This window comes from Actinomyces succiniciruminis (assembly GCF_900002405.1).
Taxonomy (GTDB): Bacteria; Actinomycetota; Actinomycetes; order Actinomycetales; family Actinomycetaceae; genus Actinomyces; species Actinomyces succiniciruminis.
Genome location: NZ_LK995496.1, coordinates 7,026 through 29,078, shown reverse-complemented (window position 1 = coordinate 29,078; position 22,053 = coordinate 7,026). Strand labels below are relative to the sequence as shown.

The following is a 22,053-nucleotide window of genomic DNA, read 5'->3' as shown; positions in this document are numbered from 1 at the left end:
CTGAAGAATTCGATACTCACCCCGACTGACCAGCGAAGGATCAAGCCGTGACCAGCGCCCCCCTCAGCCAGCAGCGCCTGCTCATCGACCTGCAGAGGCTCGACTCGCAGCTCGCCCGCCTCACCCACGAGCGCAAGCACCTGCCCGTGCTGGAACGTATCGAGGCCACGGTGCAGCAGTTGAAGCTCAACCGTCGGCGCGCGGTTGTAGCCGCGGCGGCCCTGGATGAGGCGCAGGCCAACGCCAAGACGCGCGAGGAGGAAGTGGACCAGGTGGTGCACCGTGCGCAGGTGCTGCGCGAGCGCCTGTCCTCCGGTGCGGCGCCGGCACGTGAACTCACCGCCATTCAGTCGGAGATCGACCAGCTGGGGCGCCGCCAGGCGGTGTTGGAGGAGGCCCAGATCGCTGCCATGGAGCAGCTGGAGGCGGCGCGCACCGAGGTTGACGCCGCCGCTGCGGAGGAGAAGGAGATCCGCGCCGGCGGACGCGAGCTGACGGCCGCCCGCGACGCCGACTTCGCCCGCCTCGACGCCGAGATCGCGGACGCCCGCGGGAAGCGGAACGACCTCGCCGCGGCGATTGGGGACGCACTGCTGGCCGAGTATGAGGCGGTGCGCAAGTCCACCGGCGGCTTGGGGGCGGTGGCCCTGCACGGTCGCCGCGTCGAAGGCGGCGGGGTTGAGATCAGCCCGCAGGAGTACGCCCGGATCGCCGCAGCACCGCAGGACCGGGTCATTCACGCCGAGGAGAACGACGTGATCGTGGTCCGCATGGAGGACTGAGCATCAGGTGCGCCGGTGCGCTACCCCATGGGCGCACCGGTCGTTTAGAATCGCCGCTGCGGACGAGCCGACCGGGCGGCCGCGGTACCGTCGGGGAACCGGCGGGTCGAGGAACGTCCGGGCTCCACAGAGCAGGGCGGTGGCTAACAGCCACCCGGGGTGACCCGCGGGACAGTGCCACAGAAAGCAAACCGCCGGCAGATGCCGGTAAGGGTGAAACGGTGGGGCAAGAGCCCACCAGCGTGACGGGTGACCGCCACGGCTAGGTAAACCCCGCCCGGAGCAAGACCGCGCAGCAGGTGCCCGCCGCAAGGCGGAAAGGGCTGCTCGCCCGAGCCTGCGGGTAGGTCGCGTGAGGCCATCGGCAACGGTGGTCCAAGATGGATGGTCGCCACCGCCAGGCCGGTAACGGCGGGCGGCAACAGAACCCGGCGTACAGGTCGGCTCGTCCGCGCTCTATTCGCGCAGGTGTTTCCGCGCGCCAACGGCGGTGCGTTCGCAGCTACGGGGAGCGAGGACTGCGGTGCGTGCAGTTCTCGCTCCCCGTATACGCCGACGGCGGCCCCGCTGGATTGCGGGGCCGCCGTCGAGGTGCAGCGGTGGGCGCGGGGCCCGTCAACTGGTCTTAGAAGGACTTGGCCTCCATGTACAGCTCGTCGGTGCCCCAGTAGCCTTCGACCGCGAATACGCCCTGCTGGGCCTTGGCGTCCTCCTCGCTGAGGATGAACATGAAGTAGCCCGTGGCACTGCCCCCGTCGCGGGGCATGTCCTGCTGGCCGAACTCGCTGTCGATGTACAGGGAGGTCGCCTCGGTGGTGTTGCCGTCCTTGACAAAGTCGACCGTCAGGTCGTACGAGTCCATCTTGCCCTTGCCGTGGTACGTGACCGTCACCGGCACCCGCATGTAGACATTGCCGTTGCCCGGGTCCTCGTAACGGTACTTGCCGGCCTCGGTCTCGACAGCGGAGGTGGCATCCCACTCGACCGAGCCGAACTCGACATCGAAGGACGCGTCCGGGTCGTCCTCATACTCACCGGCCTTGAAGGTGATCGGCCCAGCCTCCGGATCGGCCGGGTTGTCCATAGTGGTGCCGACGTCCGATGACGAACCGGAGTTGTCCGCGTCGTCACTCGTGGCGTCGTCGCTGTCGGTGTCATCCGACGTATCGTCACCGCTGGTGTCATTCGAGGTGGTGTCGCGCGAGTCGTCGCTGCTGCGGGAGGACGTCGTAGTGCCCGTGCGCGTGTCGGACTCGTCGTCGCCGCCGGTCAGCGCCACGATGAGGCCGATCACCAGCGCCAGCACGACGACGGCGATGATGGTCCAGAACCACCACTGCTTGGTCACCGGCTTGTTACCACCGGGTGCGCCGCCCTGGCCGACGTCGATCGGCTGCCAGCCGGCGGCCTGCGGGGAGGCACCCGGTGCCGGCTGCTGGTTGTGGTACGGCGTGGGGGACTGGGCGTAGTCCATGTTGGCCGCGTACGGACTGGCGCCGCCGGCGTAGTCGCCGGAAGGCGCCGACGCCGACTGGCCGGTCGGATCTGCAACCGGTGCAGATGGGCTGGAAGGGGCCTGGCCGGGAGTCAAGCCGGCCTCGGCGGGACCGGACTGCGCGGCAGAGCCGGCGGAGGCGCCGGGGGTAGAGTCCTCGACCCACAGCTGCCAGCCCTCGGGGGCCGGGCCCCAGGCGGGATCGGGCTGCCACCCCGGGGGCGGGGTAAAGCCCTCGGGGGGTGCCGGCCAGTTCGGTGGCGGGTTGAAGCGCAGAGCCATGAGTCAATACCTCCGGGAAGTGGGGATGCTGTTGTCACGCGATGCCGCGAACAACGGTCGCGGACGGATCACAAGCGTGAATGTACACGCGTACCGGCGATTGCAGGGCATCCGTCTTAGCCTGGGGGATGGGTAGCACTACCCCTGATGCGGTGGTTCAGGGGAGCGTGAGGATGTCGGCGCCGTCCTCCGTGACCACCAGCGTGTGCTCGAACTGGGCCGTGCGCGAGCGATCCTTGGTGACTACTGTCCAGCCGTCGTCCCACTGCTCCCAGTCCTCGGTCCCCAGGGTGAGCATCGGCTCAATGGTGAAGACCATACCCACCTCCATGACGTCGTCGAACCGGGGGGTGGAGTCGTAGTGGGGGATGATCAGCCCCGAGTGGAAGGCCTCGCCCACCCCGTGACCGGTGTAGTCGCGCACCACGCCGTAGTTGAAGCGTGTGGCGTACTTCTCAATGACTCGGCCAATCACATTGACCTCCCGGCCCGGCTTGACCGTCTTGATCCCGCGCTCCATGGCGATGCGGGTGCGCTCGATCAGCAGCGCCGTCTCCTCGTCCACCTCGCCGACCGGGTAGGTCGCGTTGGTGTCGCCATGAACGCCTTCGAAGTAGGCGGTCACGTCCAGGTTGATCAGGTCCCCCTCCTTGAGCACGGTCGAGTCCGGGATGCCGTGGCAGATCACCTCGTTGATGGAGGTGCAGATCGACTTGGGGAAGCCCATGTAGCCCAGGCAGGAGGGGTAGGCGTGATGGTCGCACATGTACTCGTGGGCGATCCGGTCCAGCTCGTCGGTGGTGACCCCGGGCGCGATCGCCTTGGCGGCCTCCGCCATGGCCCGCGCCGCGATTCGCCCCGCTGCCCGGATCCGCTCAACCGTTTCGGCATCCTTGACGTCCGACGCGGTTACGCGCTCCGGGCCGTCGTGGAACATGTACTCGGGGCGGGCTATGGAGGCGGGCACATGCCGCTCGGGGGTGAGAACGCCCTTGGTGAGAGTGCCGCGCGGAGCCCGGTCCGCAAGTGAGATCGTCGGTGTAGTCATGGCGTCAGCATAGGAGCCGACCGACCACGGGTACCCCACGGCCACCGCCGGGACGCGATTGACAATGGCCAATACAATGACATCAGTTCGTCGGCCCGTCCCGCGCCCCGTGTACTGCTCTGCTTCGCTACCACGGGTCGGGATCTGGGCCGTTCGCATTCGGTGCCGCCGGTCGACAAGGTAACCGGGCAGCTGACCGTGCGCGAGGAAACTACCTCCTGTGATTTCGCTCGGAAACGGAGACTGAATGAGCACTCCCGACGTTCGTGCCGCCAGTGACCAGGGGCACATCCGTGACGTCGTAGACAGTTACCTGCGCCGCCGAGGGCGGCTGCTCGAGTTGCAGACCAATGAGACCTATGCGGCGATCGCCCTCGCCGTGGCAACGATCGTCGCCCTGATCTGGGCGAATGTGGGCGACAGCTACCACCATTTCTGGCAGACATCCGCGGCTATCACGGTTGGCCCGTTCGCGGTGGATCTGACGCTGCACGAGTGGGTGGATGAGGGCCTGATGGCGGTCTTCTTCTTCATGGTCGGGTTGGATGTGCGCCGGGAACTGACACTGGGCGAGCTGCGGCTGCCGGGACGCGCGCTGCTGCCCACGGCGGCCGCGGTGGGCGGCCTGGTGGTGCCGGCGCTGATTTACCTGGCCATTATGGGTGGCTCGGACGGGGCCCACGCGTGGGGATCGGTGATCTCCACTGACACGGCCTTTGCGCTGGGGATGCTCGCCCTGGTGGGCCCCAAGCGCGCCCCGCGGCTGCGGCTGTTCCTGCTGGCCTTCGCCGTCATCGACGACATCGGCGCCCTGGCGGTCATCGCCATCTTCTACTCCGAGTCGCTGAACTTCGGCGCCCTGGCCGTCGCGGCGGTCGGACTGATCCTGGTGTGGCTGATGGCGCGTCGCGGGGTCTGGCGCGTGCCGCCCTACCTGGTGCTCGCCGTCGTCATCTGGTACGCGGTCTACCGTTCCGGCGTGCACGCCACGCTCGCGGGCGTGCTCATCGCCCTGCTCATGCCGGTGTACAACGTGCGCAGCGAGGACGTCGACGCCGCCGGGGAGTTCGCCGCCCTGTACCGGCAGGCTCCGGCGCCAGGAAGCGCCCGGATGCTGCGGGAGTCCCTGAACTACTCCATGCCGCTCAATCAGCGCTTGGCCTTCCTGCTGCCGCCCTACGTCAACTTCCTGGTGGTGCCGCTGTTCGCCCTGGCCAACGCCGGAGTGGCGCTCGGCGCCGAGACCATCGGCGCCGCCATCTCCTCCCGCATCCTGTGGGCCGTGATCGGCGGCCTGGTGATTGGCAAACTGATCGGCGTCGTCCTCGGGGCCGGGCTGGTGCTGTGGTTCGTGCCCGCCTCCCGCATGCCGGGGCTGGACCTGCCGCGGATCGTGGGCCTTGGCGCCCTGTCCGGCATGGGCTTCACCATCTCCCTGCTGGTGGCCAACATCGCGCTGGAGGACGAGACTCTGCGCGACCAGGCGCGCCTCGGAGTACTGCTCGCCTCGCTGCTGGCCCTGGTGCTGGCCGCCCTCGTCTTCCAGGTGACCGACCGGCTCTGCCCGCTGCCGGAGCCCACGGGGATGCGCCTGTGCCGCCCGCCCGCGCCGGAACACGAACTGACGTTCGGCAGCATGGACGCGCCGCATGTGCTGATCAACTACGCCGACATGGACGACGAGGACCGGTGGCGGCTGACGGAGGCACTTTATGGCCTGCAGCCGCTGATCGACTCCGGTGAGGTGCTCCTGATCCTGCGGCACAAGTTGTCCGGTCCCGGGAGCCTGCTGGCGGCGCTCGCGCTGGAGGCCGCCTCCGGAAACGACGAGCCGGGCCTCTGGGCCTTCCACGATGCCCTGGCCGGGCTGCGCGGCGGGATCACCTCCCACTCGATCACGCGTGCGGCCAGGGATGCCGGAGTCGATGCCCACGCCATGTGGGAGCGCATCGACTCCGGGGTCGATGAGGCGAAGGTCCTCGCCGATGCCAGCGACGTCGAGGGACTGACGGACGACGCGAGCCCGGTCGTCTACATCGACGGTCGGCGCTTCGAACACCTGCTCAACCGCTGGACCTTCTCCGAGGAGATCAACCGGCTGCAGCGGGCGGCGGCCGCCGGCGGGGAGAACCCGGGGGACTGAAACGTGGGCAAACCGCCGGGGCCTCCAAAATACTGGGCTCCGGTGGGTGCCGACGACCGGCCGCACCGTATGCAGAGCATTGCCATACGATTACCGCATGGCGATGATCTACTTCGTGCGGCACGGCCGTACCGTCCTGAATGAGCAGCGCCGCACCCAGGGACGCTCGGACTCGCCGCTGACTCCCGAGGGACGCGTTGGCGCTGAGATCTGCCGTGACTACCTGGCGGACGTCGGCTTCACCCGCGCCTACTTCAGCCCGCAGGGGCGCGTGCAGGAGACCGGCGGCATCCTGCTGCAGGCACACCCCGGCGTCGCCCCGGTGAACCTGACCGGCCTGCGCGAGTACAACTACGGCGTCTACGACGGTGGGCCCGATCCGGTCATGCACGCGGCCCTGCCGGCGGAGCAACACCTGCCCGCCGTCCTGACCGGCGTGCACCCCGGCGCCCCCGGCGGCATCACCGCCCGCGACTACCTCGCCGACGTCGATGGCGCCATTGCGCGGGTCCTGGCGGATATGCGCGCCGATGCGAACAACGGACATGGAGAGGGCAATGTGCTCGTCGTCTCCCACGGCATGACGCTTATGACCATCCTGGCCCGCTGGGTGGGGCCGCAGATCTACGGCATGGCCCCGATGGCCAACTGCGCAGTGACAACGGTGGAGGTGACTCCGACCGCCGTCGACGGCGCGCCGCGCTTGCTTACGTGGGCCGCGGATCCGGGGCACCAGGGAGTCACCTACCCGGCGCGGGACTTCAGTGACGCCTTCGTGGGAGTGGTGCCCGTTCCGATCGACTGGACACACCCGGAGGGGCTGGCGGCCGACGTGGCCGACGCCGTCGGGAGCGATGTTAGGGGCAATGCATGACGTTGCCGCAGGCGCTCGCCGGATTCGCGGCCATCGTGGTTGTGCTTACGCTGGTGCCCGGACTCGACACCGCGGTCGTGCTGCGGGGCGCACTCAACCATTCTCGCGGCTACGGCCTGGCGACGGTTGCGGGCATCTTCACCGGTCTGGTCATCTGGGGCGCAGCCGCCGGCGCCGGGGCGACGGCGGTGCTGGCCGCCTCCCGCACGGCTTACCGGCTCCTGTCACTGGCCGGTGCCCTGTATCTGGCTTGTATGGGCGCCAGCATGCTGCTGCGTTCCTTCCATCGGGCCTCCCGTGGGCGGCCGGCCATAGACCTGGGAACGGGTGCGGCACAGGCGGAGACCGCGTCGGCGGAAGCGCCGCTTACAACGGGTGCAGGTGCCGCTGACGCCGGCGGTGCTCCGCTGTGGCGGGGCTGGCTCACCGGGCTGGCGACCGATCTGCTCAACCCCAAGGCGGGTGTCTTCTACCTCGCCACCATTCCGCAGTTCATGGCCGTCGGGGTGCCACCACTGCTGATGGGGGTGCTGCTCGCCGCCGTGCATGGGCTGTGCTGCGTGGTGTGGATGGGCGCACTCGCCATCGGGGCGTCGTGGATTGCGCCCCGGCTGGAGTCTGGTGCCGGGGCCGCGCTGGAGCGCTGGACGGACCGGGTCACCGGCGGAGTGCTGCTCGGATTCGGTGCGAAGCTGGCCTTCGACGCCCGCGTATAAGTGCGGGCATCACCAAGGTCGGGCAGCACTTGGCGCCGGGCGCGAGCCTAGGCCTCGAAGCTCTCCGCCGCCCCCGGGAATGAGGCGTCGCGGACCGCGGCGTTGTAGTCCTGCGCGGCCTGCTGCAGCGCCTGACCGACTTGGCCGAACTGCCGCGCGAAGCGCGGCTTCCACTCCTCCATGCCGGCCATGTCGGTCCACACCAGCACCTGGCCGTCGCAGTGGACTCCGGCGCCGATACCGATCGTGGGCACCGGCACCGCCTGCGTGATGCGCGCCGCCACCGGCTCGGGCACCATCTCCAGAACCATCCCGATCACGCCGGCGTCGGCCAGCTCCGCGGCGTCGGCCAGCAGGGCCTCCTGCGCGTCATCGCCGCGGCCCTGCACGCGGAAGCCGCCGAGCTTGTTCACCGACTGGGGAGTGAAGCCGAGGTGGCCGACCACCGGGATGCCGGCGTCGGACAGTGCGCGCACCGTTGCCGCCCGGGGGCGGCCGCCCTCGAGCTTGACGGCGTTGGCGCCCACGCGCATGAGCCGCACGGCACTGGCCAGGGCCTGCTCGGGGCCGGCCTCATAGGTTCCGAAGGGCAGATCCGCCACCACCAGGGCCCGGCTGGTGCCGCGGGCCACCGAGCGAGTGGCCACCACCATCTCGTCGAGGGTGACCGGCACGGTGGAGTCGTAGCCGAGCATGACGTTGCCCAGCGAGTCGCCGACCAGCAGCATGTCGGTGCCCGCCGCATCCAGGATGCGTGCGGTTACCGCGTCGTAGGCGGTGAGCATGGTCAGCTTCTCGCCCCGCTGCTTCGCGCCCAGGAGGTGGTGCACGCGCACCTTCTTGACCTGTGAGATCTGCGGCCCCGCTGCGGCCGGGGTGGTGACCGCGGCGGCAGAGCGGTCGGCGGCGGGGGAGGCGCCTACCGTGGCGGCGTCTGCGGATGACTGGTCGGAAGCGGAAGTGCTCATATCCGGAGCCTACTCGCCGGGCGGAGCTCCTAATCCGATTCCTTGACGGCGACGATCGGCAGCGGAGCCCCGGCGGCGAGGCTGCTGTCGGTGTGACGGTTCAGGTCTGCACACTCAAACTGGCTCTTCGGGTCTTCGGGTTCGAGGGCGTGGTGTCCACGAGCCGGTCGGGAGCCTGGGGCGGGCGTGTGAGTGGACCGGTGTGTCTGCTACGCCGGTTCGGCGTTAACAACGCTACTTAACGGTCTGCTGTATACCTCGGAGCCCTTCAGCAGACCGTTAACCGGCGTTGTTAACCCCGAAGTGGCGTTGTAGACGTCGTGGATGGCGAAGTCGCATAGCAAATGGCCCCGCTTCCGGGCAGGGGGGATGGCGGCAGACAAGTCCGGCGCAGTGAACCGGCAGGCTCACTAGGTCCCTCACCCCGCAACACGCCGGTCTATAGCACCACGTCCGCGCCGATAACCCGTGAATGGTCCTGCCCAGCCGTGCCCGCCGCACCGCCGCGTGAAACCCGGCGGACTCCTTCAGCCGATAGGCTGGCCGAGGAAGCCCGCGGTAGCCGGACCCGCACACCGCACCGGTCCACACCGCCCGCGCAAGGAGGCAACGTCAGCATCATGGACAAGCAGCAGGAATACGTACTGCGCGCCATCGAGGAACGCGACATCCGCTTCATCCGCCTGTGGTTCACCGACGTGCTCGGCCAGCTGAAGTCGGTGGCGATCGCGCCGGCCGAGGTTGAGGGCGCCTTCGAGGAGGGCATCGGCTTCGACGGCTCGGCCATTGAGGGACTCACCCGCGTGTACGAGTCGGACATGCTGCTGTCCCCGGACCCCTCCACCTTCCAGATGCTGCCGTGGCGGGAGGAGGTCAACAGCGTCGCCCGCATGTTCTGCGACGTGCTCACCCCGGATGGCGAGCCTGCTCGCACCGACCCGCGCGCCGTGCTCGAACGCCAGCTGGCCCGCGTCGCCGACGCCGGCTTCACCTGCTACGTGCACCCCGAGATCGAGTTCTATCTGGTGGGTCGCGACAGTGACGGTCGCATCGTCCCCACCGACCACGCCGGCTACTTCGACCACGTGCCCGGCGGCACCGCGCACGAGTTCCGCCGCCACGCCATTCTCATGCTCGAGCAGATGGGCATTTCGGTGGAGTTCTCCCACCACGAGGGCGGACCCGGCCAGAACGAGATCGACCTGCGCTTCGCCGACGCGCTGTCCATGGCCGACAACATCATGACCTTCCGCGCCGTGGTCCAGGAGGTGGCCCTGCAGGAGGGCTGCGAGGCCACGTTCATGCCCAAGCCCTTCGTCGGCCAGCCCGGAAGCGGCATGCACACGCACTTCTCCCTGTACGAGGGCGACCACAACGCCTTCCACGACCCGTCCGGGCAGTACCAGCTGTCCGCCACCGGGCGCGCGTTCGTCGCCGGTCTGCTGCACCATGCCACCGAGATCTGCGCGGTCACCAACCAGCACGTGAACTCCTACAAGCGGTTGTGGGGCGGCGACGAGGCCCCCAGCTACGTGTGCTGGGGCCACAACAACCGCTCGGCCCTGGTGCGCGTCCCCATGCACAAGCCCGGCAAGGCCCAGTCCGCCCGCGTGGAGTTCCGGGGCATCGACTCCTCCGCCAACCCCTACCTGGCCTTCGCCGTGATTCTCGCCGCGGGCATGAAGGGCATTGAAGAGGGCTACGAGCTTCCCGCCGAGGCGGAGGACACCGTCTGGGCCCTGTCCGAGTTGGAGCGCAAGTCGCTGGGGATTGGGGCACTGCCCACCTCGCTGAAGAGCGCCGTGGCCGCCATGGCCGAATCCGACCTGGTGGCCGACACACTGGGGGAGGACGCCTTTGAGTTCTTCCGCCGCAACAAGCGTCGCGAGTACCTGGCCTACGACGCCCAGGTGACCGACTTCGAACTCAGCCAGTTCTTCCCGAGACTGTGATGACTCGTGCCCACCAACCGTGAAGCAGGGCAGCAGCATCGGAATGCGCGCCCCGACACGCCCACCGGTCGCGGCCCGGCCCTGACCGGGCACGGCCCGTGGCCCAGCACGCGCGCCCGGCTCCTGTGGGCGGGCTTCACCGAGGTGGATCGCGCCTACGGCCTGCTCACCGACCCGGCGCTGTCCCCCCTGCTGCCCGCCGTGTCCCCGGCGCCCGACGCCGACATCGGGGAACTGCCCGCCCTCGATCCGGCCCGCATAAGGCTGGTGGACGAGCTCGGCCGCACCGCCGACCCGGACCTGGCCCTGCTCGCCCTGGTCCGGCTGGCGGAGGCATGCACGGTCATCGGCGGCCCAGAAACCGCCGCCGAGCCCACTGCGGGTCCGGATACGGTGCCCGCCGACGCCGAGTCCGACGGCGTGGGCGCTCCCGCTCGCACGCTCGCGCGGCTGCTGCGCCTGGAGCCAGTGGCTGGGCACACAGACACGGGAGCCCCCGACGCTGAGGCGGACGTCGACTCCGCCGAGCAGGAACTCACCGGCCACCGCAGCCGCCTGCTGGCGGTGCTCGGCGCCTCCCAGGCGCTCGGCGACTTCCTGATCTCCCACCCCGAGCACCTGGACGCCCTCGCCCCCGCGCGTGCCTGGGACGCCCCCGGCCGCCCCGACGTCGCCACCGGCCTGCACGACGCCGTTGCCGCCGTGCTTGTAGACGCCCCCACCCCCCTTCCCGAGGCGTTTACCGGCCGCGCCATAAGCGCCTTGCGCGTGGCCTACCGCGACCGCCTGCTCGCCGTGGTCGCCGACGACCTGACCGCCGCAAGCCCACTGGCGCACCTGCCTACTGTGGGCGGGCGCATGTCAGACCTGGCCGACGCCGCCCTGGAGACCGCCCTGACCATCGCCCGCGCCGTCGTGGGACCCGCCGCCGCGGACGTGGCCATGGCGATCATCGCCATGGGCAAGACGGGCGCCCGCGAACTGAACTACATCTCCGACGTCGACGTCGTCTACGTCGTCGGCCCCGCCCACCGGGACGGCATAGAGCGTGCGGCGGACTCCGACGCCGCGGCGGACGAGGAGAACATCCTGCGGGTGGGGGCACAGATCGCCACCGAGATCGCCCGCATCACCTCCGCGTCGGGCGCCGAGCCGCCGCTGTGGCCGCTGGACACCGCGCTGCGCCCCGAGGGCAAGGACGGCGCCCTGGTGCGCACCCTGGACTCGCACCTGGCCTACTACCAGCGCTGGGCCTCCTCGTGGGAGTTCCAGGCACTGCTCAAGGCGCGCGCCTGCGCCGGCGACCGGCAGCTCGGCGCCGCCTATGAGGCCGGTGTCGCACCCCTGGTGTGGTCGGCCAGCCAGCGGGAGAACTTCGTCGACGACGCGCGCGCCATGCGCCGCCGGGTCGAGTCCGAGTCCGCACAGCCGGGTCCCGACGACCGCCGCATCAAACTCGGCCCCGGCGGCCTGCGAGACGTGGAGTTCACCGTGCAGCTGCTGCAACTGGTGCACGGCCGTGCCGACGCGCGCCTGCGCGTGCGCGGAACCCTGGATGGGCTTCAGCAGCTCTCCGCCGGCGGCTACGTGGGGCGCGCCGACGCGGCCGAGCTGGCCGACTGCTACCGGATGCTGCGGCTGCTGGAGCACCGCGCCCAACTTCTGCGCATGCGCCGTACCCACGACCTGCCGGCCGCCGACGCAGACCTGCGCCGCATCGGGCGGGGCATCGACCGCAGGCGGCTGAAGGACGCCGACGCGGTGCGCAGGCTCTTCCACCGGGTGCGCCGCCGGGTGCGGGCCCTGCACGAGGAGATCTACTACCGGCCGCTGCTCAGCGCCGCCGCCAGCCTGACCACGGAGGAACTGAGTCTCACCCCCGCCGCCGCGCGCGAACGCCTGGCGGCCTTCGGCTACCTCGACCCCGACGGCGCGTTGCACCACATCCAGGCGCTCACCGAAGGCGTCAGTCGCCGCGCCGCCATTCAGCGCCAGCTGCTGCCCGTGATCATCGGCTGGATCGGGCAGGGCCCCGACCCCGACCACGGCCTGCTGTCCTTCCGCCGCCTGTCGGAGTCCATCGGCGGCTCCCACTGGTACCTGGCCATGCTGCGGGACTCTCCGGTGGCCGCCCGCCGCCTGTGCCAGGTGCTATCCGGTGCTCGCTGGACCACCGACCGGCTCGCCGAGCGTCCGGAGTCGATCGCCTGGCTCGACGACGACGCCGAACTGGCCGCCCGCCCGCCCGGCGCGATCTGCTCCGAGACGGAACGGGTACTGCGGCGCCGCTCCTTCACCGCCACGGACCCTGCCGGCATCGAGCAGCAGGCCGCGGAGGCGATCCGCGCGGTCATGGGGGTGCGCACGCGTGAGCTGATCCGCGCCGCCCTGGCCGACTCACTCGACGGCGTGGACCCCGCTCGCACCGCCCGCATCCTCGGCGACGCCACCGACGCGGTCCTGGGGGCCGCCCTGACGGTGGCCACCGGCTTGGTGATCGCGCAGCGGGACGGGCCGGCCGCCGTCGCCGCCGGCCCCGATGCCGAGGGCGCCTGGCCCGGTGCCGCCGCCCGTCACGCGCTGATCGCTATGGGGCGCCTGGGCGGACGGGAGATCACCTACACCTCCGACGCCGATGTGCTGTTCGTACACGAGCCGCGGCCCGGCGCCGACCCGGACGTGGCCGCCGCCGAGGCGGAGGCGGTCGCGAAATGGGTCACCCGGCTGCTGGCCCAGGCGCGCCCCCACCCGCTCGAGGTGGACACCGGGCTGCGCCCCGAGGGGCGCCAGGGGCCGGTCTCCCGCTCCCTGGACTCCTACGCCGAGTACTACCAGCGCTGGGGCTCCGTGTGGGAGCGGCAGGCGCTGCTGCGCGCCCGGCCCTGCGCCGGCGATCGCGACCTGGGAGCGCGCTTCGAGGCGCTCATCGACCCGCTGCGCTGGAGCCCGGACGGGCTCGACGACGCCGGGCTGCGGGAGATCCGCCGCCTTAAGGCCCGCATGGAGGCAGAGCGGCTGCCGCGCGGCGCCGACCCCAGCCGGCACGTCAAGCTCGGCCCCGGGGGCCTGTCCGACGTCGAATGGTCCGCGCAGGTGCTGCAACTGACCCGGGCGGCGCAGGTGCCCGGACTGCGCACCACCTCCACGCTGGAGGCCCTGTCCGCCGCCACCCAGGCGGGCCTGCTCGGCGTCGATGAGGCCGGCAAGCTCACCGCCGCCTGGGTGCTGGCCTCCCGGGTGCGTGCCGCCACCGTGCTGGGAACCGGCCGCGAGGGTGCCAGCCGGGTGGAGGTACTGCCCACGGAGCCGCGCGAGATCCGCCTGGTCGGCCGGCTGCTGGGGCTGCCCGCCGGCAGGGAACGGGACCTGGAGGACATCTACCGCCGCACCGCCCGGCACGCCCGGCGTGTGGTGGAGCACGTCGTCTTCGGCGACGCCGCCCCGGCGCGGCCGGCCCCGCCCACGACCGCCGCGGGCACCCGCCCGGCGGGTCCGCGTGGGAACGGACAGGCACGCACGGGCGGCACCAGCGGCGCCGCCGGCAGCGGCGGGAGTGTCAGGCCCCGTCCCCCCAGACGCCCCCGCGGCGCCGGCCCCTACCCCTGGTCCTGAACGGTCCTGACGTCGCCCTCGGCCCGCGAGCCTGACAGTATAGGCCCGTGAAGCTTCTGCTAGTCCGACACGGCCGCACCATTGCCAACGTCGCCGGCGCCCTGGATACCGCCTTCCCCGGCAACTCCCTGGACGCCGTCGGGGTGGAGCAGGCCTCGCTGCTGCCGGGTCGCCTGGCGTCCAGCGGGGATTTGGACGCCATCTCCTCGCTGTGGGTGTCCCCGATCCAGCGGGCCCGGGAGACGATCGCTCCCATTGAGCAGGCGACCGGCCTGGCCGCCCGCATCCGCCCCGGCCTGCGCGAGGTGCTGGCCGGCGACATCGAGATGAACACCGACATCCGCTCCGTGGCCTGCTACACCGACACCACCCGCTCCTGGATGGTGGGGCGCACGGCCGCCCGCATCCCCGGCAGCCCCGAGGACGGTGCGGATACCTTCGCGCGCTTCAACGGCGTGGTGGAGGAGATCTACAACTCCACCCGCGCCGGCGGCACCGCTCTGCTGGTGGCGCACGGCACCATCCTGCGCCTGTGGACGGCGCTGGCCGCGGCGGTCGGCGGGGGTGCGGACCCCGCCTGGATTGCGGACCACCCCATGCGCAACACGGCCGTCAGCGTGGTCGAGGGCGACCCGCAGTCGGGCTGGCGGCTGGTCGACTGGGACGAGGGCACCTGGCGGGCCGACGCCGTCGGCTAGTGCGCCGGCCCGGAGGTGTCGTAGCAGCGGTTATGCCGCGCGGCCGGCTACAGCACGGAGGACAGGAAGGCCCGGGTGCGCTCCTGAGTGGGATGGTCCAGTACCTCGACCGGGTTGCCGGACTCGCACACGAGGCCGCCGTCCATGAAGACCAGCTGATCGCCGACCTCCCGGGCGAAGCCCATCTCGTGGGTGACCACCACCATGGTCATGCCGTCGGCGGCCAGGTCCTTCATCACCTGGAGCACTTCTCCGACCAGTTCCGGGTCCAGGGCGGAGGTGGGCTCGTCGAAGAGCATCAGCTCCGGGTCCATGGCGAGCGCCCGGGCGATTGCCACGCGCTGCTGCTGCCCGCCGGACAGCTGCGAGGGGTAGTGGTCAAGCCGGTCGCCCAGCCCCACCCGATCCAGTAGCTGGATGCCGCGTGCGCGGGCCTGGTCCTTGGGTACGTGACGCACGTGGACGGGCGCCTCAATGACATTCTCCAGCGCGGTCATGTGCGGGAACAGGTTGAAGCGCTGGAAGACCATGCCGATCTTGGAGCGCTGGGCGGCGCGCTGCTTGTCCGTCAGGGCGTGCAGCCGTACGGAGCCGTCGGGGCGCTGCTCCTCCCGCATGCCGATCAGCTCGCCGTCGACCCACACGCGGCCGGCGTCGATGGTCTCCAGTTCGTTGATGCACCGCAGCAGCGTGGACTTCCCGGATCCGGACGGGCCCACCAGCACGGTCACGGAGCCGGGCTCGACCATCAGGTCGATGCCCTTGAGTACGTGCAGCTCCCCGAAGAACTTGTGCAGTCCGGCGATGCGGACCTTTGGCGTACCCAGCGGGACGGGCTGGGCGGTGGTCGAGTTCGTGCTGCTCACGGGGTGACCTCCAGGAAGGGGGAGTCCTTGGTGGTGTGGGAGTCGAGGATGGCCTGCTGACGGGCTGACAGGCCGCGGCCTGTGCGGTTCCCGGCGGTGGCGGCGGACCCGTCGAAGCCGCGGCCGTAGTAGCGCTCAATGAAGTGCTGGCCGACCATCAGGATGGACGTGATGATGATGTACCACAGGGCCGCCACGATCAGCAGCGGGATCGTCTGGTAGGTGTAGGAGGCGTAGGAGTTGGTGACGAAGGTGAGGTCCAGCGTGAAGGGGACGGCCAGCACCAGCGAGGTGGTCTTGAGCATGGAGATGGTCTCGTTGCCGGTGGGCGGCACGATCACGCGCATGGCCTGCGGCAGGACGATGCGGCGCAGGATCTGCCCCCGGCTCATTCCCAGTGCGCCGGCCGCCTCGGTCTGGCCGGGATCCACGCTGGCCAGGCCGGAGCGCACGATCTCCGACAGGTAGGCGCCCTCGTTGATGCCCAGCCCCAGTACGGCGGCGACGAAAGGCGTGAACACCGCCGTGGTGCGGAAGGTGATCAGCTCCGGCCCGAAGGGAATGCCCAGGCTCAGGTACTGGTACAGGGCGGACAGCGCCCCCCAGAACACCAGCTGCGTGTAGATCGGGGTGCCGCGGAAGAACCACAGGTACGCCAGCGACACGCCGCGCAGCACCGGGTTCGACGACTGGCGCATGACCGCCGTCGTCACCGCCAGCACGATGCCGATCAGCATCGCCAGGAAGGTCAGCAGCAGCGTCCAGCCGACCGCCCGCACCACGTGCACCTCACGGAAGAAGAACCAGACCGTGCCCCAGTGGAACTTCTCATTGGTGAGCAGGGCGTGGATGAGCATCGCACCGAGGATCGCGACGATGGTGGCGCTGATCCAGGTGCCGGGCCGGGGAACCGGCTTGGGCCGGTTCAGCTGGACCGATTGGTCGGCGCCGGAGGCGGCCGCAGCAGAAGCGGGTTGGGTGGGCTGAGGGGGTCTCATGGTGGTGATCACTGCTCCACGTTCGGGTTCAGCTCGGCGGTGGTGAGTGCGGCATCCTCAATGCCCCAGGCGTCCAGGATCTCCTCCCAGGTGCCGGAGTCCATGAGGTACTGGACGGCCGCCTGGATGGCGGCGTTGAACTGCGGATCGTCCTTGGTCAGGACGATGGCCTGGGGGAGTGCATCCTCGATCTCGCCGACGGTCTCCACCCCGCCGTCGGTCAGCTCGATGGCGTAGCCGGCCACGGTCGAATCGGAGTAGACGGCGTCGATCACGTGCCCCATCAGACCGGTGGTCGCCTCCGACTGGGTCGAGTAGGAACGCACGGAGATGGCCGGCAAGCCCGCCTCGGTGCAGGCGGCGGAGTCGGCGTTCATGGCCTCCTCCTGGGCGGTGCCCGTCTGCACGCCAATGGTCAGGCCGCACAGGTTCAGGTGGTTGGAGGGGTCCACGCCCTCCGGATTGCCGGCGACCACGTTGAAGCGGGAGCCGACGTTGATGTAGGCGATCATGTCCATGGCCGACTCGCGCTCGGCGGTGACGGTGAAGGAGGAGATGCCGGCGTCGTACTTGGAGCCGACGGCGGCGATGATGGAGTCGAACTCAGCCGTGTGCGTGGTCGAGTCGACACCCAGCACGGCGGCGATGGCCTTGGTCAGATCGACGTCGTAGCCGATGGCGGTGCCGTCGGTGTCCAGGAACTCGGCGGGCGCATAGTCGGTGGAGGCGGCCACGTCGAGCACGCCGTCGGCCAGGGCGCCTTCGGGGAGCATGTCGATGATGTCCTGCTGTGCCTGGATGCCGGAGGTGTCATAGCCCGTGAAGGCGGCGGCGTCGCCGGTCTGGGTGGCCTTCCAATCGGCGGCGTCGGTACAGGCGGTCAGCGGCACCGTCGCCGTCAGCGCCAGGCACAGCCCGGCGGCGACGCGCGCGCTCAAGGTGCGTGCGGATCTCATGCGGCTCCTTCGAATCGAGGACTACGGCCGCCGCCAGGATATCCACATCAGAGCATAGATATGCAAATGGTTGGGGCGGGCCGGCACGAGAGGCCGCTCACAGGTCGTAGTACAGCTCGAACTCGTAGGGGTGGGGGCGCTGGCGCATCGGGGCGATCTCGTTGGTGCGCTTGTAGTCCACCCAGGTCTCGATCAGGTCGGGGGTGAAGACGTCGCCCTCGCCCAGGTAGTCGTGGTCGGCCTCCAGCGCCTCCAGCGCCTCATCCAGCGTGCCCGGGAGCTTGTCGATGTCGTGGTAGTCCTCGGGGGCCAGCTCGTACAGGTCCTTGTCCACGGGCTCGCGCGGCTCGATGCGGTTGCGGATGCCGTCGATGCCGGCCATGAGCGTGGCGGCGAAGGCCAGGTAGGGGTTCGCCGACGGGTCGGGCACGCGGTACTCGATCCGCTTGGCCTTGGGGGAGGAGCCGGTCACCGGGATGCGGATGCAGGCGGAGCGGTTGCGCGCCGAGTAGACCAGGTTCACCGGCGCCTCGAAGCCCGGCACCAGGCGGTGGAAGGAGTTGACCGAGGGGTTGGTGAAGGCCAGCAGGCTGGGGGCGTGACGCAGGATGCCGCCGATGTACCAGCGGGCCAGGTCGGAGAGCTGCCCGTAGCCGCGCTCGTCGAAGAACAGCGGCTTGCCGTCCTTCCACAGGGAGTGGTGCGTGTGCATGCCCGAACCGTTGTCGCCGAAGATCGGCTTGGGCATGAAGGTGGCGGTCTTGCCGTTGCGCCAGGCCTCGTTCTTGACGATGTACTTGAACTTCATCATGTCGTCGCCGGCGGCGAGCAGGGAGGCGAAGCGGTAGTTGATCTCCTGCTGCCCGGCGGTGCCGACCTCGTGGTGGGCGCGCTCGATGTCGAGGCCGGATTGAATGCAGGTGCGCACGATGCGATCGCGAATGTCGGCCATCTGGTCGTTGGGCGATACGGGGAAGTAGCCGCCCTTGAAGGCGGTCTTGTAGCCCTTGTTGCCGCCGGGCTCGTCACGGCCGGTGTTCCAGGCCGCCTCGGCGGAGTCGATCAGGTAGCGCGTGGAGGCGGGTGTGGTCTCGTACTGGATGGAGTCGAACAGGTAGAACTCGGCCTCCGCACCGATGTAGCAGGTGTCGGCGATGCCGGTGGAACGCAGGTAGTCCTCTGCCTTGGCGGCGATCGAACGGGGGTCGCGGGCGTAGACCTCGTCGGTGAAGGGATCCACGATTGAGAAGTTGATTACCAGTGTGCGCTGCTCACGGAAGGGGTCCAGGAAGGCGGTGGTGACGTCCGGGATGAGCTTCATGTCCGACTCGTGGATGGCGGTGAAGCCGCGGATGGAGGAACCGTCGAACATGAGCCCCTCGGTGAGCGCCTCATCCTTGAAGGCGGCAACCGGAATGGTGAAGTGCTGCATCACGCCGGGCAGGTCGCAGAAGCGCACATCAACCAGCTGCACATCCTCCTTCTCGATGTAGGCCAGCGCTTCCGCAGCGTCACTGAACATGTGGTCCCTCCGTCAGGGTGTGCGTGTCGTTTGCCCGAGAGTTTCCGGGCGTGGGTATGCAGGCTAGGTGGGCGTGGTGTCGTGGCGGTGCCGCGAATATGTCCGCCGTGTTTCGGCTGCATGGCCGAGCCGGTCCGCAGACGTGCGGCGCGCCGGCCTCGGGCGGGCGCGGCGGCGGTTCAGTGGCCGCGGATGGCGCGGCGGTCCGGACGAATGTTGTTCGGGTCCATGTACTTCGGGATGGGCAGGCCCTTGGAGGACAGGGACGACAGTCGCTTGGCGACCCGGTCGATCTCGGTGTTGGTCAGCTTGGTGGGCTTGGTGGGTAGGCGCCGCAACTCGCGCTCGAGGTGGATCAGGCGTGTCTGTCCCTCTGCGGTGCCCACGCTGATCACGTGCACCGGAACCGTGGACAGGATGCGCCGCAGCACCTTCTTCTCATCCTCAACCAGGCGCTGGGTACGACCCGGCGCCCCTTCGGCCACCAGCACGATGCCCGGGCGTCCCACCAGGCGCCATACGAAGTCCTGGCCCTTGGGGCTGAAGGCGACCGGATCCGACTCCACGTACCAGCCACGGCCCGCCTGATCGAGCACGGCCTTGACCGCACCGGGGTGGCCTTCGATCTGCATGTAGGAGGCACGGCGGGTGGCCAGTGAGAGAACCACCATGTCTGCCATTAGCGCCAGCAGCACGCCCATCAGCAGCCAGTACCACAGCGCCTGGCTCGTGACGGCTGACAGCACAACGGCCAGTGCCACCAGGGCAACCAGGATGCCGAGCAGGGCCCAGCCGATCCACGGATAGCTGCGCCGTGAGATCGTGTAGGAGTCTTTGACGTTCTGGGCGACCTGTGCGAGGCGCCGCTTCTTCTTCGGCTGGGCGCTCTGGGCTGTGCTCACGATCCCACCTTAGCCGACGACGGCGCACGCCGTCCCTCAGGAGGCGGCCCGGCCCACCGGGCTCGGCGCCGCCCGGTCGGCCGCGGAGCGTGGGGCGGTCCCGGCGGCGCCGGCGGCGAGCAGGGCGGCGGCCTCCTGGCGGGCCGTAGTCGGCTCGGCCAGGTCGCGCATGTTGGCGGGAATCTCCCGGCCCGTGGCACGCATCGCCCGCGCCCACAGCATCCCCGAGCGGTAGGAGGAGCGCACCATGGGGCCGCTCATGACCGCGTCGATGCCCCGGTCCTCCGCGAGCGCCGCCAGCTCGAGGAACTCCTGCGGCTTGACCCACCGGTCGACCGGATGGTGCAGCTTGGACGGGCGCAGGTACTGGGTCAGGGTCAGGATGTTGACACCGACCGAGATGAGGTCCGCGATTGCCTGCTCGATCTCCTCGCGGGTCTCGCCCATCCCCAGGATCAGATTCGATTTGGTCAGCAGTCCGGCCTGCGACGCGCGCGCGAGGACGTCCAGGCTGCCGGCGTAGGAGAAGGCGGGGCGGATCTGCTTGAAGATGCGCGGCACGGTCTCCAGGTTGTGGGCGAACACCTCCGGGCGGGAGGAGAAGACCTCCTGCAGCGACTCCGGGTGGCCCCTGAAATCGGGCACCAGCAGCTCAATGCCGCAGCCGGGAACTTGCTCATGCACCTGGCGGGCGGTCTCCGCGTACAGCCAGGCACCGCCGTCGGGCAGGTCGTCGCGGCTCACCCCGGTGACGGTGGCGTAGCGCAGGCGCATCTCCCTGATCGAAGCGGCCACCCGGGCCGGCTCGTCCGGATCGTACTCGGTGGGACGGCCGGTGGCGATGTCGCAGAAGTCGCAGCGGCGGGTGCAGATGCTTCCGCCCACGAGGAAGGACGCCTCGCGGTCGTTCCAGCACTCGTAGACGTTGGGGCAGTTGGCTTCGGCACAGACCGTGTGCAGGCCGTGGCTGCGCACCAGGCCGCGCACATCCTGGTAGGTGTCGGTCACCACGGCGCGGGTGCGCAGCCAGGCGGGCTTGCGTTCGATCGGCGTCTGGGCGTTGCGGGCCTCCACACGCAGCAGGCGGCGGCCCTCAGGGGCGACGGCGTCGGGCACTGGAACTCCTCCCGTAGGACCATTGGCGTAGGACCATCGGCCCGTAGTCTATGCGGTCCGCCCCGGTCGTCACTCATCCGCCACCCCGCGTCGCTACCGGCACGAGCAACGCGCCGCCGCACGGGTCTCATCTAGGCTGGCGAGGTGCACGGATTGGAACGCGTCGACGTCGGCTTGGGGACCCGCCTGGTGCCCTTTGACGAGGGCTGGGCGCTTCAGCGCGCCGTGCACGCCGACGTCGCCGCAGGCCGCCGTTCTGCGACGGTGCTGCTGCTCGAGCACGAGAGTGTCTACACGGTGGGGCGGCGCACGCACTCATGGGAGCGTCCGGCCGGCCCGCTGGCTGGGCCCGAGCGCGTGCCGGTGGTGGACGTAGACCGCGGCGGCAAGGTGACTTGGCACGGTCCCGGGCAATTGACCGTCTACCCGATCATCCGCCTGGTCGAGCCGATCGACGTGATCAAGTATGTGCGCGCCCTGGAGGCGGCGGTGATGGACGTATGCGCCGACTACGGCGTAACCACTATGCGCGTGGCGGGGCGCTCGGGGGTGTGGGTGCCGCCGGGCCCACAATCGGGCCACGGCGAGGCGCGTGAGCGCAAGGTCTGCGCCCTGGGGGTGCGGGTGGCGCGCGGCACCACCATGCACGGCATCGGCCTGAATGTGGACCCCGACCTGGCCGCATTCGACCTGGACCGGATCATCCCCTGCGGTATTACCGACGCCGGGGTCACCTCGCTGACAGCCGCGACCGGCATCCACTACACGGCGGCCGAACTGGCCGATCCGGTGATGGCGGCGCTGGAGACTCACCTGACCCCACTCATGGCCGACGCCTAGCCCGGAGCCGTGGCGGTGGATGTCGGCGTGGTCGCCCGCCCGGCCGGCCTCAGCGACTTCGACCGGTCTGGGCGCGTTGCCGGCGCCGGTCCTGGCGGGTGGGCGGTGGCAGGTGTGACGGGTTATCCACAGGCGACGCATTGACCCTGGCGCCGTGGCGCCGCTCCGGCGAACATGGAGGCCATGGGCACCAACCAGCACCGCAGCCGCCGGCGGGACGAGCGGGCGGAGGATCCCGACGCGCTCGCGCCGCAGCTGCAGTACGCACTGATCGAGGCGGGCC

General features: G+C 70.0%; 17 protein-coding genes and 1 other RNA gene. 9 read left to right on the top strand and 9 right to left on the bottom strand.

The genetic code is table 11. The features are described 5' to 3' along the window. Window positions 1-47 precede the first annotated feature (47 nt). Together BN1056_RS06500 and rnpB are read left to right on the top strand one after the other, a co-directional pair. Entirely contained in the window at window positions 48-782 is a 735-nt protein-coding gene (locus BN1056_RS06500; protein WP_210579894.1) for a zinc ribbon domain-containing protein, read from the top strand. Window positions 783-845: 63 nt separating this feature from the next. Next, an RNA gene (gene rnpB, locus BN1056_RS06495) (RNase P RNA component class A) lies at window positions 846-1,234 on the top strand. A 173-nt stretch (window positions 1,235-1,407) separates the two neighbouring features. Here the strand turns inward: rnpB and BN1056_RS06490 are convergent. Together BN1056_RS06490 and map are read right to left on the bottom strand one after the other, a co-directional pair. Then, a complete protein-coding gene (locus BN1056_RS06490; RefSeq protein ID WP_210579892.1) occupies window positions 1,408-2,559 on the bottom strand; it encodes a hypothetical protein in 1,152 nt (383 codons plus the stop codon). A gap of 157 nt (window positions 2,560-2,716) precedes the next feature. Then, entirely contained in the window at window positions 2,717-3,607 is an 891-nt protein-coding gene (map, locus tag BN1056_RS06485) for a type I methionyl aminopeptidase (protein WP_244671558.1), read from the bottom strand. Between the two features lie 247 nt (window positions 3,608-3,854). On the opposite strand from map, the gene nhaA reads away from it, so the two are divergent. The 3 genes from nhaA (at window position 3,855) to BN1056_RS06470 (ending at window position 7,340) form a co-directional block, all read left to right on the top strand. Next, window positions 3,855-5,750 carry a Na+/H+ antiporter NhaA gene (gene nhaA, locus BN1056_RS06480; protein WP_210579891.1) on the top strand — a complete coding sequence of 632 codons (1,896 nt, stop codon included), beginning with the start codon at window positions 3,855-3,857 and terminating at the stop codon, window positions 5,748-5,750. Between the two features lie 97 nt (window positions 5,751-5,847). Then, a complete protein-coding gene (locus tag BN1056_RS06475; RefSeq protein ID WP_210579889.1) occupies window positions 5,848-6,624 on the top strand; it encodes a histidine phosphatase family protein in 777 nt (258 codons plus the stop codon). Next, the gene (locus BN1056_RS06470) at window positions 6,621-7,340 is read left to right on the top strand and encodes a LysE family translocator (RefSeq protein ID WP_210579887.1); all 720 of its coding nucleotides are present in this window, start codon (window positions 6,621-6,623) and stop codon (window positions 7,338-7,340) included. Before BN1056_RS06475 ends, BN1056_RS06470 begins: the two co-directional genes overlap by 4 nt. Window positions 7,341-7,387: 47 nt before the next feature. On the opposite strand, the gene panB is transcribed toward BN1056_RS06470, so the two are convergent. After that, on the bottom strand, window positions 7,388-8,176 hold the full coding sequence (panB, locus tag BN1056_RS06465) for a 3-methyl-2-oxobutanoate hydroxymethyltransferase (RefSeq protein WP_342343940.1): 789 nt from the start codon (window positions 8,174-8,176) through the stop codon (window positions 7,388-7,390). A gap of 752 nt (window positions 8,177-8,928) precedes the next feature. On the opposite strand from panB, the gene BN1056_RS06460 reads away from it, so the two are divergent. The 3 genes from BN1056_RS06460 (at window position 8,929) to BN1056_RS06450 (ending at window position 14,570) form a co-directional block, all read left to right on the top strand. After that, window positions 8,929-10,260: a glutamine synthetase family protein gene (locus tag BN1056_RS06460; protein WP_108967299.1), complete on the top strand. Its 1,332-nt coding sequence runs from the start codon at window positions 8,929-8,931 to the stop codon at window positions 10,258-10,260. An 81-nt stretch (window positions 10,261-10,341) separates the two neighbouring features. Then, on the top strand, window positions 10,342-13,872 hold the full coding sequence (locus BN1056_RS06455; RefSeq protein WP_210579966.1) for a bifunctional [glutamine synthetase] adenylyltransferase/[glutamine synthetase]-adenylyl-L-tyrosine phosphorylase: 3,531 nt from the start codon (window positions 10,342-10,344) through the stop codon (window positions 13,870-13,872). Window positions 13,873-13,919: 47 nt separating this feature from the next. Next, on the top strand, window positions 13,920-14,570 hold the full coding sequence (locus BN1056_RS06450; RefSeq protein ID WP_210579883.1) for a histidine phosphatase family protein: 651 nt from the start codon (window positions 13,920-13,922) through the stop codon (window positions 14,568-14,570). 47 nt (window positions 14,571-14,617) lie between these two features. Here the strand turns inward: BN1056_RS06450 and BN1056_RS06445 are convergent, their stop codons facing one another. The 6 genes from BN1056_RS06445 to lipA form a co-directional block, all read right to left on the bottom strand. Then, window positions 14,618-15,436 carry an amino acid ABC transporter ATP-binding protein gene (locus BN1056_RS06445; RefSeq protein WP_273042312.1) on the bottom strand — a complete coding sequence of 273 codons (819 nt, stop codon included), beginning with the start codon at window positions 15,434-15,436 and terminating at the stop codon, window positions 14,618-14,620. Next, window positions 15,433-16,434, bottom strand: a complete 1,002-nt coding sequence (locus tag BN1056_RS06440; RefSeq protein WP_210579880.1) for an amino acid ABC transporter permease — start codon at window positions 16,432-16,434, stop codon at window positions 15,433-15,435. The genes BN1056_RS06445 and BN1056_RS06440 overlap by 4 nt, the downstream gene beginning before the upstream one ends. Window positions 16,435-16,442: 8 nt before the next feature. Next, window positions 16,443-17,390: an ABC transporter substrate-binding protein gene (locus BN1056_RS06435; protein WP_210579878.1), complete on the bottom strand. Its 948-nt coding sequence runs from the start codon at window positions 17,388-17,390 to the stop codon at window positions 16,443-16,445. A gap of 97 nt (window positions 17,391-17,487) precedes the next feature. Further along, on the bottom strand, window positions 17,488-18,912 hold the full coding sequence (gene glnA, locus BN1056_RS06430) for a type I glutamate--ammonia ligase (RefSeq protein WP_210579876.1): 1,425 nt from the start codon (window positions 18,910-18,912) through the stop codon (window positions 17,488-17,490). Window positions 18,913-19,091: 179 nt separating this feature from the next. Beyond that, complete coding sequence (locus tag BN1056_RS06425; RefSeq protein ID WP_210579875.1) at window positions 19,092-19,814, bottom strand: DUF4191 domain-containing protein; 723 nt, start codon at window positions 19,812-19,814, stop codon at window positions 19,092-19,094. Window positions 19,815-19,850: 36 nt separating this feature from the next. Then, window positions 19,851-20,930, bottom strand: coding sequence for a lipoyl synthase (gene lipA, locus BN1056_RS06420; protein ID WP_210579874.1), 1,080 nt, complete (start codon window positions 20,928-20,930; stop codon window positions 19,851-19,853). A gap of 153 nt (window positions 20,931-21,083) precedes the next feature. On the opposite strand from lipA, the gene lipB reads away from it, so the two are divergent. Beyond that, window positions 21,084-21,770, top strand: coding sequence for a lipoyl(octanoyl) transferase LipB (gene lipB, locus BN1056_RS06415; RefSeq protein WP_210579961.1), 687 nt, complete (start codon window positions 21,084-21,086; stop codon window positions 21,768-21,770). Window positions 21,771-22,053 lie beyond the last annotated feature (283 nt).